The sequence below is a fragment of the Roseococcus microcysteis genome (genome assembly GCF_014764365.1).
In the GTDB taxonomy this organism is placed as follows: Bacteria; Pseudomonadota; Alphaproteobacteria; order Acetobacterales; family Acetobacteraceae; genus Roseococcus; species Roseococcus microcysteis.
Genome location: NZ_CP061718.1, coordinates 1,268,739 through 1,281,855, shown reverse-complemented (window position 1 = coordinate 1,281,855; position 13,117 = coordinate 1,268,739). Strand labels below are relative to the sequence as shown.

At 69.8% G+C, this 13,117-nt stretch carries 11 protein-coding genes and 1 pseudogene; 8 read left to right on the top strand and 4 right to left on the bottom strand.

The window, feature by feature from the left end; translation table 11 throughout:
• Positions 1-344 precede the first annotated feature (344 nt).
• The 8 genes from ICW72_RS06100 to ICW72_RS06065 are packed head-to-tail and all read left to right on the top strand — an operon-like array spanning position 345 to position 8,737.
• Positions 345-1,931 (top strand): ABC transporter substrate-binding protein, encoded by a 1,587-nt coding sequence (locus ICW72_RS06100; RefSeq protein ID WP_191085402.1) that lies wholly within the window; start codon positions 345-347, stop codon positions 1,929-1,931.
• Positions 1,931-2,905: an ABC transporter permease gene (locus tag ICW72_RS06095; protein WP_191085401.1), complete on the top strand. Its 975-nt coding sequence runs from the start codon at positions 1,931-1,933 to the stop codon at positions 2,903-2,905. Before ICW72_RS06100 ends, ICW72_RS06095 begins: the two co-directional genes overlap by 1 nt.
• Positions 2,902-3,813, top strand: coding sequence for an ABC transporter permease (locus tag ICW72_RS06090; protein WP_191085400.1), 912 nt, complete (start codon positions 2,902-2,904; stop codon positions 3,811-3,813). Before ICW72_RS06095 ends, ICW72_RS06090 begins: the two co-directional genes overlap by 4 nt.
• Position 3,814: 1 nt before the next feature.
• Positions 3,815-4,792, top strand: a complete 978-nt coding sequence (locus ICW72_RS06085) for an ABC transporter ATP-binding protein (protein ID WP_191085399.1) — start codon at positions 3,815-3,817, stop codon at positions 4,790-4,792.
• Entirely contained in the window at positions 4,789-5,793 is a 1,005-nt protein-coding gene (locus tag ICW72_RS06080; RefSeq protein WP_191085398.1) for an ABC transporter ATP-binding protein, read from the top strand. Before ICW72_RS06085 ends, ICW72_RS06080 begins: the two co-directional genes overlap by 4 nt.
• Positions 5,790-6,374, top strand: a complete 585-nt coding sequence (locus tag ICW72_RS06075) for a hypothetical protein (RefSeq protein ID WP_223880860.1) — start codon at positions 5,790-5,792, stop codon at positions 6,372-6,374. Before ICW72_RS06080 ends, ICW72_RS06075 begins: the two co-directional genes overlap by 4 nt.
• Before the next feature lie 9 nt (positions 6,375-6,383).
• Positions 6,384-7,568 (top strand): MFS transporter, encoded by a 1,185-nt coding sequence (locus tag ICW72_RS06070; protein ID WP_191085397.1) that lies wholly within the window; start codon positions 6,384-6,386, stop codon positions 7,566-7,568.
• A 32-nt stretch (positions 7,569-7,600) separates the two neighbouring features.
• Complete coding sequence (locus ICW72_RS06065; RefSeq protein WP_191085396.1) at positions 7,601-8,737, top strand: S-(hydroxymethyl)glutathione dehydrogenase/class III alcohol dehydrogenase; 1,137 nt, start codon at positions 7,601-7,603, stop codon at positions 8,735-8,737.
• Positions 8,738-8,756: 19 nt separating this feature from the next.
• Here ICW72_RS06065 and ICW72_RS06060 read toward each other — a convergent pair whose 3' ends face one another.
• The 4 genes and pseudogenes from ICW72_RS06060 to ICW72_RS20570 form a co-directional block, all read right to left on the bottom strand.
• A complete protein-coding gene (locus ICW72_RS06060) occupies positions 8,757-10,199 on the bottom strand; it encodes an amidohydrolase family protein (RefSeq protein WP_191085395.1) in 1,443 nt (480 codons plus the stop codon).
• A gap of 15 nt (positions 10,200-10,214) precedes the next feature.
• Entirely contained in the window at positions 10,215-11,180 is a 966-nt protein-coding gene (locus ICW72_RS06055) for a Bug family tripartite tricarboxylate transporter substrate binding protein (RefSeq protein WP_191085394.1), read from the bottom strand.
• A 126-nt stretch (positions 11,181-11,306) separates the two neighbouring features.
• Positions 11,307-12,406 (bottom strand): annotated as a pseudogene (locus ICW72_RS06050) (MFS transporter).
• A 218-nt stretch (positions 12,407-12,624) separates the two neighbouring features.
• Positions 12,625-12,960, bottom strand: a complete 336-nt coding sequence (locus ICW72_RS20570) for a DUF1127 domain-containing protein (RefSeq protein ID WP_223880859.1) — start codon at positions 12,958-12,960, stop codon at positions 12,625-12,627.
• Positions 12,961-13,117: the final 157 nt, after the last annotated feature.

The window sequence follows — 13,117 nt, the reverse complement described above, 5'->3', positions numbered from 1 at the left end:
CACGCCATAGGCCGCCACACCGCCCGCCAGTGTGCCGGCCACGGCCACGATGAACAGCGTCCGCAGCACCCCGCCGAAGAGTTGGAAGCGGCGGCGCGGCCTGGCCTTGGGCGCGGCCTTGGCCGCCGCCTTGGGCGTGCGCGCGCGGCCGGCGGCCGGGCGGGACTCCACCGTGAGCCGGGGCGGGGGCGTAACGTTATCGGTCATGACACCCTATATAGCATGGGAGGCCTTTGGTTGCAGCGGCGGGCGGCTATGAGGCCGAAATATGGCGAAACGAGTCTGGCCAGCCCCGCGCGGATGCTGCTAAGCCCTCGGGCTTGGACCTGAGTGGGGAAGAGCAAATGGCAATCAACACGCGCGGCCGCAAGCTGGCCGCCGGCGCCGTCATGGGCGCCGCGATGGCGTTGGCGGCCCATGGGGCGCAGGCGCAGAACCTGAACATGGCGGTGGGGGCCCCGGTCACCTCGCTCGACCCGCATTACCACCAGCTCTCCCCCAACAACGCCGCCGCCGGCATGATCTTCGACCGGCTGATCAACACCGATGGCGATGCGCGGATGCAGCCCGGCCTCGCGGAAAGCTGGCGCGCGGTCGAGCCCAATGTGTGGGAATTCCGCCTGCGCCGCGGCGTCACCTTCCACAACGGCAACCCCTTCACCGCGGAAGACGTGGCCTTCACCTTCCAGCGCGTGCCCAACGTGCCGAACAGCCCCTCCTCCTTCGCGGCCTTCGTCCGGCCGATCACGAATGTGGAGGTGGTGGACAGCCACACGCTGCGCATCACCACGCAGAACCCCTCGCCCCTGCTGCCGCAGGATCTGACGAACATCTTCATCCTGGACCGCGAGACGCACGAGAACGCGACCACGGAGCAGTTCAACAGCGGCCAGGCCGCGATCGGCACCGGGCCCTTCCGCGTCGTCAGCCACACCATGGGCGACCGCATCGAATTCGCCCGCAATGACAGCTATTTCGGCACCCGCCCCGCCTGGGCCACGGTGAACTACCGCATGATCACCAATGGCGGCGCGCGCACGGCGGCGCTGCTCTCGGGCGATGTGGACTTCATCGACCAGGTGCCCACGCCCGACCTCGCGCGCGTGCGCGGCGACCGCCGCCTCGCGGTCAGCGAGAAGGTGGGGCTGCGGCTGATCTTCCTCGGCCTGGATCACATGCGCGAGGATGCTTCGCCCTTCATCACCGACAACAACGGCCAGCCCATCGCGCGCAACCCGCTGCGCGACCTGCGGGTGCGCCAGGCGCTCTCCATCGCCATTGACCGCCCGGCCATCGCGAACCGCGTGATGGAAGGCTCGGCCACGCCGTCCGCGCAGTTCCTGCCGCCGGGCGTCTTCTCGCACATCCCGAACTTCGCGCCGCCGGCGCCGGACGCCGCGCGCGCCCGTGCCCTGCTGGCCGAGGCGGGCTTCCCCGAGGGCTTCCGCATCACCCTGCACGGCCCCAACAACCGCTACCCCAATGATGGGCGCATCGTGCAGGCGGTGGGCCAGATGTGGACGCGCATCGGCGTGCGCACCACGGTCGAGGCGCAGCCCTGGACCACCTTCGTGGGCCGCGCCGGGCGCCAGGAATTCTCGGCCTTCCTGATCGGCTGGGGCTCCAACCCCGAGGGTTCGCACCCCGTCCGCAACATCCTGGCCACCGCCAACCGCGACCGCGGCTGGGGCGCCTCCAACCGCGGCCGCTACAGCAACCCCGAGGTGGACAGCCGCCTGGAGGCCGCGCTGGTCGAGCTGGACGACGCCCGCCGCGAGGCCATCCTGCAGGAAGCGCAGCGCATCGCGCTCGAGGATGTCGGCATCATCCCGCTGCACATCCAGACCAACATCTGGGCCATGCGGAACACGCTGCAGCACGAGGCCCGCGCCGATGAGCTGACGCGCGCCCAGGACGTCCGGCCCCGCTGATGACCGTCTACCTGCTGCGGCGGATTCTCCAGTCGCTCATGGTCCTTCTGGCCATGAGCGTCATCGTCTTCGTGGGCGTCTATGCCATCGGCGACCCGGTCGAGATCCTGATCTCGCCCGACGCCGACCAGATGGAGCGTGAGCGCGCCATCGCCGCCCTCGGGCTCGACCTGCCGCTGTGGCAGCAATACCTGGTCTTCCTGCAGAACGCGCTGCGGGGGGATCTGGGGCGCAGCTTCGTGTTCAACGAACCTGCCTTGCAGCTCATCCTCAACCGCATGCCGGCGACGCTGGAGCTGGCCTTCGGGGCCATGTTCCTCTCGGTGCTGATCGGCCTGCCGCTGGGTCTCTATGCGGGGCTGAAGCCGGAGAGCATCGGCTCGCGCGTCATCATGGCGGGCAGCATCCTGGGCTTCTCGCTGCCCACCTTCTGGGTGGGGCTCATGCTCATCATGGTCTTCGCCGTGCAGCTGGGCTGGCTGCCCAGTTCGGGCCGGGGCGAGACGGTGCAGATCCTGGGCCTGCACTGGTCCTTCCTGACGGCCAATGGCTGGGCGCATCTGGCCATGCCGGCCTTCAACCTCGCCTTGTTCAAGATCAGCCTCGTCATCCGCCTCACGCGCTCGGGCGTGCGGGAGGCGATGCTGATGGATTATGTGAAGTTCGCCCGCGCCAAGGGGCTCTCGCCCACGCGCGTCACCTTCGTGCATGTGTTCAAGAACATCCTGATCCCGGTCGTGACGGTGGTGGGGCTGGAGCTGGGTTCCACCATCGCCTTCTCGGTGGTGACGGAGACGGTCTTCGCCTGGCCGGGCATGGGCAAGCTCATCATCGACAGCATCAACGTGCTCGATAGGCCCGTGATCGTCGCCTACCTCATGGTCATCGTGCTCATGTTCATCACCATCAATCTGATCGTGGACATCCTCTATTCGGTGCTGGACCCCCGGGTGCGGCTGGAGTCCAAGGCATGAGCGACACCACCGCATCGGCCCCCGTCGCGGCGAAGGAAGAGACCCCCTTCCGCCGCTTCGTCTCCGAATTCGCGGCCAACAAGGTGGCCGTCGGCGGGCTGCTGGTCTTCGTGACCATCGCCCTGCTGGCCATCTTCGCGCCCTGGATCGCGCCGCAGAACCCCTATGACCTCGCGCAGCTCGACATCATGGACGGGCGCCTGCCGCCCGGCGAGGTCGGCGGCACGGGCATCACCCACTGGCTCGGCACCGATGACCAGGGGCGGGACATGCTTTCGGGCATCATCTACGGGCTGCGCATCTCGCTGATCGTGGGCATCGGCTCGGCCATCATCGCCTGCCTGGTGGGCGCCTCGCTCGGGCTGCTGGCGGCCTATGCGGGCGGGCGGACCGACAGCTTCATCATGCGTCTGGTGGATTTGCAGCTGTCCTTCCCCACCATCCTGGCCGCGCTGATGATCCTGGCCTTCCTGGGCAAGGGCGTGCTGAACGTCGTCATCGCGCTGGTCATCGTGGAATGGGCCTATTACGCGCGGACGGTGCGCGGCTCGGCCCTGGTGGAACGCCGGCGCGAATACATCGAGGCCGCGCAATGCCTCGTGCTGCCCACGCGGCGCATCCTGTTCCGGCATCTGTTCCCGAACTGCCTGCCGCCGCTGATCGTCATCGGCACCATTCAGATCGCGCGCGCCATCGCGCTGGAGGCGACCTTGTCCTTCCTCGGCCTCGGCGTGCCCATCACCGAGCCCTCGCTCGGCCTGCTCATCGCCAACGGGTTCGAATACATGCTGAGCGGCAATTACTGGATCAGCTTCTACCCGGGCATCGCGCTGCTGATCACGATCGTGTCCATCAACCTGATGGGCGATCACCTCCGGGATGTTCTGAACCCGAGGCTGAAGAAGTAAGATGAGCACCACCTTGGAAGTGCGGAACCTCCGCACGCATTTCTTCACGCGCGCGGGCGTGGTCAAGGCCGTGGACGGCGTCAGCTTCACCGTGGGCCGTGGCCAGGTGCTGGGGCTGGTCGGTGAATCCGGCTCGGGCAAGACCGTGACCGGCTTCTCCATCATCGGCCTCGTGGACCCGCCGGGGCGCGTGGTGGAGGGCGAGATCCTCTTCCACGGCCGCAACCTCGCCACCGCCAGCGAGGAGGAACTCCGCCACCTGCGCGGCAACCGCATCGCCATGATCTTCCAGGACCCGATGATGACGCTGAACCCGGTGCTCCGGGTGGACACGCAGATGATCGAGACGGTCCTGGCGCATGAGAAGGTCAGCCGCGAGGAGGCCCGCCAGCGCTCGCGCGACGCGCTGGGCATGGTCGGCATCCCCTCGCCGGAGGAGCGGCTGAAATCCTACCCGCACCAATTCTCGGGCGGCATGCGCCAGCGCGTCGCCATCGCCATCGCCCTGCTGCACCGGCCCGAGCTCATCATCGCGGACGAGCCCACCACGGCGCTGGACGTCACCATCCAGGGCCAGATCCTGGCCGAGGTGCAGAAGCTCGCCGCCACCACGGGCACGAGCCTGATCTGGATCACGCATGACCTCTCGGTGGTCGCCGGCCTCGCGGACGAAATCGCCGTCATGTATGCCGGCCGCATCGTGGAAAGCGGCGAGGTGAGCGCGGTGCTCGACGTGCCCTTCCACCCCTACACGGTGGGCCTCATCGGCTCCGTCCCCAGCCGTAACCGCCGGGGCGAGCCGCTGCGGCAAATCCCGGGCATGACGCCCTCCCTGCTCAAGCTGCCGGCCGGCTGCGCCTTCCGCAGCCGCTGCCCGCGCGCGGACGAGGCCTGCCTCGCCGTGCCGGAGCTGTTCAAGCTGCGCCCGGGCCGCCGCGCCCGCTGTTTCCACCCGCATCTGGAAGGGGCGGAGGCATGAGCGCCACGACCCAAACCCCCCTGCTGGAGCTGCGCGGCGTCTCGCGCCGCTTCGAGAAGAAGCTCGACTTCGCCGGCAAGATTGCCCGCTTCCTCGGCGCGCCCCTGCGCGAGGAGGTGGTGCACGCCGTGGACGACGTCACCCTCGGCATCCGCAAGGGTGAGGTGGTGGGGCTGGTGGGCGAGAGCGGCTGCGGCAAGTCCACGCTGGGCCGCATCGCCGCCGGCATCATGCCGCCCTCGAACGGCCAGGTGCTCTGGCGCGGCAAGGATGTGACGAAGCTGGACGGCCCCGCCTCACGCGAGGCCCGGCTGCGCGCGCAGATGATCTTCCAGGACCCCTATGCCTCGCTGAACCCGCGCATGCGGGTGGAGGACATCGTGGGCGAGGCGCCGCTGGTGCATGGCATGACCACCCGCGCCGGCTTCGGCCCCTATGTGGAGGAGCAGATGCGCCGCGCGGGCCTCGACCCCGCCTTCAAGCGCCGCTACCCGCACCAGTTCTCCGGCGGGCAGCGCCAGCGCATCGGCATCGCGCGCGCGCTCGCCGTGAAGCCCGAATTCATCGTTTGCGACGAGGCGGTGGCGGCGCTGGACGTCTCCATCCAGGCGCAGATCCTGAACCTGTTCATGAAGCTGCGGCAGGAGCTGGATCTCACCTACCTCTTCATCAGCCATGACCTCAGCGTGGTGGAGCATCTCAGCGACCGCGTGGTCATCATGTATCTGGGCCGGGTGGTGGAGCAGGCGCCGGCCGAGGAAATCTTCGCCCGCGCGAACCACCCCTACACCGTGTCGCTGCTGGCCTCGGTGCCGCGGATCGAGGCGCGCAAGCGGGCCTTCACCACGGTGAAGGGGGAAATCCCCTCGCCGCTGAACCCGCCCACCGGCTGCCACTTCCACCCCCGCTGCCCGCACGCCATGCCGCGCTGCAGCCAGGAGGTGCCGAAGCTGCGCGAGATTGCCCCGGGCCACTTCTCCGCCTGCCATCTGAACGGGTGATCCCGCCCTATTTCGCCCAATGGGAATCAGCCGCGCTGGTTCCCGAATTCCTCGCCGGGCGGGACGCGGCGACGGACCCGCTCTGGCGCGATTCGGGCGCGGAAAGCCCCGCGGAATATGCCCGCTGGGCGCACCACCTCTGCGGCATGGCCTGCCTGCGCATGGCCATGGCCGCGCGGGGCGAGGCACACCGCATCCATGACCTGCGCCGCGCCGTGCAGGCGCTCGGCGGCTATGTCGAGGAACCGGATGGCGAAATCCGCGGCCTGATCTACGCCGGCGCCGTCGCCTGGCTGCACGCGCGCGGCATTCCGGCGCGCATCGTGCTGGACGAGCCCATGCCGGCGCTCGCCCCCGGCCAGCTCTACATCGCCTCCGTCCACGCCACGATCCGCACGCCGGAGGTGGCGCCGCCCCGGCGCGGCGGCCACCTGGTGCTGGTCTTCGGCACCGATGGGGAAGGGCGGTGGCGCTTCCACAACCCCTCCGGCCATGACGAGGCGACGCGGCGCGACGCCCGGCTTCGCGCCGAGGATTTCCAACGCTACCATGCGGACCGCGGCATCCTGATCGGGCCGTAGAAAGGCCCCATGCCCCTCTCGCGCACCAGCGACCGCGCGCTGATCTTCGGCATCGCGATCAACCAGGTGCTGGGCTGGGGCACGCTCTTCGTGCCCTTCACCCTGTTCATCGAGCCCATGGAGCGCGACCTCGGCTGGGCGCGCGCCTCCATCAGCGGGGCGCTGACGCTGGGGCTGCTGCTCTCGGGCCTGGCCGCCGTGCATGTGGGCCGCTTCGTGGACCGCAACGGGGGGCGGCTGCCGCTGGGCCTGGGCGGCATCGCGGGCGCCTTGGTGCTGGTGGCCTGGGCGCTGGTGGAGAGCCTCTGGGCCTTCTACCTCGTCTGGTTCGCCATGGGGCTTGTGCACGCGACGGCGCTGTGGTCGCCGGCCATGGCGGTGGTGGTGTCGCTGGCCAAGCAGCCCATGCGCGTCATCACCGGCATCACCTTCATCACGGGCTTCACCGCCACCATCTTCATCCCGCTGGCCGAGATGCTGATCCAGTCCTTCGGCTGGCGCGGCGCGCTCTGGGTGCTGGCGGGCATCCAGTGCTGCGCGGGGCTGCTGGCGCTGTGGCAGTTCCAGGATGCGCGGCCGCCCCCGCCACGGGCCGGCGCGGCGCCCTTCAGCCTCGCGGCCGCGCTGCGCCGCCCGGCCTTCTGGGGCCTGGCACTCGTGCTGTCCGCGCATTCCTTCGTGGGGGTGGGGCTGGCCGCGCATCTCGTGCCGCTGCTGCGCGAACGCGGGCTGGACGAGGTCAGCGTGCTGTGGCTCGCGGCCCTGCACGGGCCCTTCCAGGTGGCGGCGCGGGCCTGCCTTTTCGCGCTGGGTCCGCGCGCGCGCATCGCCGTGGTGGGGCTGATCTGCACGGTGCTGATGCCGCTCGCCATGGTCTGGCTGGCGCTGGTGCCGTCCACCTTCGGCTGGATCCTGATCTTCACCATGGGCTGGGCGGTGGCCGATGGCCTCATGTCCATCGTGCGCGCCGGGGCGCCGGCCGAAATCCTGGGGCGCGAGGGCTATGGCGCCGTCACCGGCGCGCTCGCCATGGCCAGCGCCCCCATGCGCGCCTTCGCCCCGCTGGTCGTGGCCCTGGCCTGGCAATGGAGCGACAGCTACACGCCCGCGCTGTGGATGCTGGCCGTGGTGGGGCTGCTGGCGCTGCTGGGCTTCGTGATGGCGCTGTTGGACCGGGGGCGCGCGGCTGGCTAAGTTGCGCCGGTGATTCGCGAAGGAGACGCCCCATGAAGACCCGCGCCGCCGTGGCCTGGGAGGCCGGCAAGCCCCTCTCCATCGAGACCATCGACATCGAGGGCCCCAAGCCCGGCGAGGTGCTGGTGGAGGTGATGGCCACCGGCATCTGCCACACCGACGCCTACACGCTTTCGGGCGCGGACCCGGAGGGGCTGTTCCCCGCCATCCTGGGCCATGAGGGTGCCGGCATCGTGCGCGAGGTGGGCGCGGGCGTGACCAGCCTCAAGCCCGGCGACCATGTCATCCCGCTCTACACGCCCGAATGCCGGCAGTGCAAAACCTGCCTGAGCCAGCGTTCCAACCTCTGCACCGCCATCCGCGCGACGCAGGGCAAGGGGGTGATGCCCGATGGCACGTCGCGCTTCCGCTGCGACACGCCGCGGGTGGCGGGCCGGGCGGACAACGCCATCATGCACTACATGGGCTGCTCCACCTTCGCGAACTTCACCGTGCTGCCCGAGATCGCGCTGGCCAAGGTGCGCCCGGACGCGCCCTTCGACGTGATCTGCTACATCGGCTGCGGCGTGACGACGGGCATCGGCGCGGTGGTCAACACGGCCAAGGTCTGGCCGGGGGCGACCGTCGCGGTCTTCGGCCTGGGCGGCATCGGGCTGAACGTGATCCAGGGTGCCAAGCTGGTCGGTGCCGACAAGATCATCGGCGTGGACATCAACCCCGCGCGCGAGGCCATGGCGCGCGAATTCGGCATGACGCATTTCGTGAACCCCGATGCGGTCGGCCGCGACAAGGTGGTGCAGGCCATCCAGGACCTGACCGATGGCGGCGCCGATTTCAGCTTCGAATGCGTGGGCAACACGAATTTGATGCGCCAGGCGCTGGAATGCACGCATCGCGGCTGGGGCACCTCCATCATCATCGGCGTCGCGGCCGCGGGGCAGGAGATTTCCACGCGCCCCTTCCAGCTCGTCACCGGCCGCAACTGGCGCGGCACGGCCTTCGGCGGCGCGCGCGGCCGCACCGACGTGCCGCGCATCGTGGACTGGTACATGGAGGGCAAGATCCGCATTGATCCGCTGATCACCCACCGCCTCACGCTGGACGAGATCAACACGGGCTTCGACCTGATGCACAAGGGCGAGAGCATCAGGTCGGTGGTGATCTACTGAGGCACCACGAAGGGCGGGTTCACCCGCTCTTCGACACCGGCTGCATGGCGACGCGCGTCGCGCCATCGGCCACATGGGCCGGCAGCGGCCGGAACCCCTCGGGGATCTCGATCCCCGGGTTCTCCGCAAAGAGCCGGGCCCAGGCGCGCGAGGCGATCTCCTCCGCCTCCGCCACGATCGCCGCCTCGTCCATGGTCAGCACCACCCCGTCGCGCATCACCCATTCGCCATCCACCATCACGTCCGAGACGTCGCTCGCCTGGCCCTGGTGCACGAAGGCCGCCACGGGCCGCAGGAAGGGCGCCAGATGTGCCCGGTCCACCCGGATCATGATGAGGTCCGCGAGGTTCCCCTCCGCCAGCCAACCGCCGCCCGCGATGCCCATGGCCTTGTAGCCATTGCGCGTGGCCCAGCGCAGCGCCTCCTCGGGCGTGGGGTTGCGGCCATCCTGGCGGCGCACGCGCTCCATGAAGAGGCCGGTGCGCATCACCTCCACCATGTCCTCGGCCATGTTGTCCGTGCCCATGGCGATGTTGCAGCCGGCCTCTTCCATCTCGCACACGCGCGGCGAAAGCCCCCGCCGCGCCGCGATGGCGGAGTTGAAGGCGACATGCGCGCGGTGTTTCCCCAGCACCTTCTCCTCGAAGGGCGCCATGCAGCGGCAATGCGCCCCGATCATCCGGTCATGGATGAAGCCGATGCTGTCCAGGAACTCGCTGGGCAGCATGTTGTGGTGTGCCTTGATGGCCGCGACCTCGCCCCAGATCTGGTTGAGGTGAATGGTGCAGACCGTGTTCAGCTCCTGCTGCAGCGCCCGCAGCTCGCGCAGCAACTCCGCCGAGCACACATCGGGCGCCCAGGCCGAGACGCCCACCGTGATCCGCCCATCCCCCGCGCCATGCCATTTCGCGTGCAGGTCGCGGATGCGCTGCACGCCGCGCGCGCCCAGCGCCGGGTCGCGCCGGAACTCCGAAGGATCGCCGATGGAGGCCCCCGCACGGTCCCAGGCGCGCTCGGCCAGCAGCATCCGCAGTCCGGTGTCGAGCATGGCCTGGGCATAGCCCTCGATGCCCGCCGCATCCTCCAGCACCGCCGTGGTGCCGGAGCGGATGGCCTCCAGCGCGCCCAGCTGGCACATCACCTTCTGCTCATGCGCCGTCATCGGCGGGAGCGGGATGGGCGAGAGCCCGCCATCGAAAGGCGGTTGGTGCGGCGGCGAGAGATCCTCGAAGACCCCGCGCGCCATGGTCATCACGAGATGCGTGTGGATGTTGGCGAAGCCGGGGAAGACGGCGCGGCCGCGCGCATTCAGCACCTCGGCATCCGGGAAGCGCGCCGCCATTTCCGCCGCGGGCCCCAGCCCCGCGATGCGCCTGCCCTCGATGGCGATGGCGCCGCCATGCCAGATGGTGTTCGCGTCATCGCCGGTGACGATGGTGGCGTTGGTGATCAGCCGCGTCATGCGCGCGCCCTCCCTTTATTCGGGTTGGATGTTCGCCTCGCGCACCAGGCGCGTCCAGCTTTCGCGCTCGGCGGCCATGCGGCGGTCGAGATCGGCGCCCGGCGCGAAATCCACCAGCGAGCCGAAGCCGTGCATCTGCTCACGCATCTCGGGCTGGGACATGACGTGGCGGAACCCATCCTCCAGCCGCTGCCGCCGCTCGGGCGCGATGCGGCGCGGGGCGATGATGCCGTTGAAGCCGATCACGCCCCAATCCGTCCCGGCCTCGCGCACCGTGGGGATGTCGGGCAGGTTCGGATGGCGCGCGGGGGTGGAGATGGCCAACACCTTCACCCGCCCCGCCTCATGCGCCCCGCGGAAGACGCCGTAATTGCCGATCATCATGTGCACATCGCCCGCCAGCAGCCCGACCAGGGCGGGCCCGGTGCCGCGATAGGGCACATGCGTCATGGAGACGCCGGCCGCGCGCCGCCAGCTTTCGTAGAAGAGATGCGGCCCCGACCCCACCCCGGCCGAGCCGAAGTTGAAGGCCTCGGGCCGCGACTTCAGCAGGGCGGTCCATTCGGCCAGGTCCCGCGCCGGCACGCCGCCGCCGATGACCAGCACGACCGGCCCGGCGGTGAGCTGCGCCACGCCCACGAAGTCCCGCTGCGTGTCGAAGGGCAGGCTGGGGTAGAGCGCGTGGGTGATGCCGAGATTGCCCGCATCGCCCATGAACAGCGTGTATCCGTCCGGCTCCACGCGCGTCATGTGCTCCATGGCGATGTTGCCATTGGCGCCGGCGCGGTTCTCGACCACGACAGGCACGCCCAGATGCTCGGAGAGGCGCGTCATGATGGGGCGGCCCACCACATCGGTGCCGCCGCCGGCCGGGTAGCCGATGATGACGCGGATGGGCCGGTCAGGAAAACCGCCCTGGGCGCGCGCGATGGCGGGCATCGCCAGGGCAGGGGTGGCAAGCAGCAGGCTGCGGCGGTTCATGGGACGGTCCTCTGGACGGGGTTGGCCGCAGCGGACCACCGCGGACGCCCCCCGCACACCCCGTAAACTCCCGTAGAAGCCCCCACCCACGCCCCGTTCTGCCCAGGCGATGGGCAGGGCGTGCCGTCAGGCGGGCAGGGCGCGCGCGCCCGGCGGCTTCGTCATCCAGTTCAGCACGCTGGCCGTCAGCCCCACCACGATCATCACCGGCCAGAAGGCGTCGTAATTGCCGGTGACGCCCAGCAGCAGCGCCCCCGCCCCCGCGCCCAGGAAGCCGCCGATCTGGTGGCTGAAGAAGCACACGCCATAGAGCGCCCCCAGATCCCCCACCCCGAAGCGCCGCGCGATGGCGGCCGAGGTCAGCGGCACCGTCCCCAGCCAGACGAAGCCCATCACGGCGGCGAAGACCATGGTGCCCCATTCGGTGGGCGTCGCCACCGCGAAGAGCGCGATGGCCACTGTCCGCACCAGGTAGATCCAGCCCAGCCCCGTCTCGGGCTTGATGCGCGAGGAGAGCCAGCCGCAGAACCAGGAACCCGGGATGTTGAACAGCCCGATCAGCATCAGCGCCGTCATCCCCAGGCTGGGCGCCAGGCCACAGAGCGCGATGTGCGAGGGCAAATGCGTGGTCAGGAAGGCCAACTGGAAGCCGCAGGCGAAGAAGCCGCCCGTCAGCAGGGCGAAGTCGCGGTCGGCCAGCGCGCGCTTCGCCAGCGCCGGCAGCCCCATCAGCCCCGCGGCCGGCGCGCCCACACGCGGGGCGGGCCGCCATTCGATGTTGCGGGCGATGGGAATGATCAGCAGCGCGGTCACCGCCAGCATGGCCAGCGCGCCCGCCGAACCCAGCCAGCCGATGGCGCCGAAGGTGATGGGCACCATGGCCGCCTGCCCGAGCGAGCCGCCGGCGCTGGCGATGCCAATATACTCGCCCCGCTTCTCGGGGGCGCGAGGCGCCCGATGGCGGCCAGGGCCAGCCCCGTCCCCGCGCAGGCCACGCCGAAGCCCGAGAAGAGCCCGATGCCCAGCAGCACCATCGCATTGGTGGGGAAGAGCGCGGGCAGCCCGCAGCCGATCAGGTAGAAGACGCCGCCCACCGCCATGACCCGGCCGGAGCCATATTTGTCGGCCATGCTGCCCGAGACGGGCTGGGCCAGGCCCCAGGTCAGGTTGTGCAGCGCGACCGCGAGGCCGAAGGCCCAAGGGGCCACGGCGTGCTCGGCGGACATGGGCAGCAGCAGCAAACCATAGGTCTGCCGGATGCCCATGGCGAGGGAGGAGGTGGCCGCCGCCCCGATGATGGCCACCCAGAGGATGGTCTTGGCCGATCGGGCGGGGGCGTTTTGCATAAGCGAAAGCTGAGGCGAAGCGTCAGCCTTGCACAAGAAAGAACCGCGCCGGGGCAGTTATGCACCCGGCGCGGGGCGGAAGCGACCAGTGGGCCCGTTCAGGCCGCGTGGCGGGTCCCGGCCACATCATTCGCCGCCTGCGGGAAGGGACGGGCGGCGATCTCGTGAATATTGCCGCGCATCACCCCGATATCGGCCAGGGCGCGGTCGCTGAGCTGGCTCAGCTCCTCGGCGGTGCGGTTGCGGCGCTGCATCGCGGCGAAGCCACGGCCCAGGGCCTGGAAGGCGCCGGTGATGGCTGCCAGGATGACGCTGGCGCGCAGGGCGCGGGCGCGGGCGGTCAGCACCTCGGCGCGCTCGGCCGCGTTCAGGCGGTCGAGGTGCGGGTAAGGCATCAGCATCGCGGCTTCGGCCGGGGTGATGCGGGAGTCCATGTGGTCCATCCGAATATCTGTGGGCGGTCATCGCCCGGGTTCTGAAGGCGGCGGCGCCGCTCTCGTGGGGGAGGATATAGGGGGGTTTTGCGTCTTCTGGTTGCGCTATGCTGCGACTGCACACATGCGCTGAACGCATGACATCCTGTGGACTTAT

Excerpts from the sequence above, each read along its gene's own strand:
- ICW72_RS06060 (WP_191085395.1), bottom strand. The coding sequence starts at position 10,199 with ATGACGCGGCTGATCACCAACGCCACCATCGTCACCGGCGATGACGCG.
- ICW72_RS06080 (WP_191085398.1), top strand. The coding sequence starts at position 4,789 with ATGAGCGCCACGACCCAAACCCCCCTGCTGGAGCTGCGCGGCGTCTCG.
- ICW72_RS06090 (WP_191085400.1), top strand. The coding sequence starts at position 2,902 with ATGAGCGACACCACCGCATCGGCCCCCGTCGCGGCGAAGGAAGAGACC.
- ICW72_RS06100 (WP_191085402.1), top strand. The coding sequence starts at position 345 with ATGGCAATCAACACGCGCGGCCGCAAGCTGGCCGCCGGCGCCGTCATG.
- ICW72_RS06085 (WP_191085399.1), top strand. The coding sequence starts at position 3,815 with ATGAGCACCACCTTGGAAGTGCGGAACCTCCGCACGCATTTCTTCACG.
- ICW72_RS20570 (WP_223880859.1), bottom strand. The coding sequence starts at position 12,960 with ATGGACTCCCGCATCACCCCGGCCGAAGCCGCGATGCTGATGCCTTAC.
- ICW72_RS06055 (WP_191085394.1), bottom strand. The coding sequence starts at position 11,180 with ATGAACCGCCGCAGCCTGCTGCTTGCCACCCCTGCCCTGGCGATGCCC.
- ICW72_RS06065 (WP_191085396.1), top strand. The coding sequence starts at position 7,601 with ATGAAGACCCGCGCCGCCGTGGCCTGGGAGGCCGGCAAGCCCCTCTCC.
- ICW72_RS06070 (WP_191085397.1), top strand. The coding sequence starts at position 6,384 with ATGCCCCTCTCGCGCACCAGCGACCGCGCGCTGATCTTCGGCATCGCG.
- ICW72_RS06095 (WP_191085401.1), top strand. The coding sequence starts at position 1,931 with ATGACCGTCTACCTGCTGCGGCGGATTCTCCAGTCGCTCATGGTCCTT.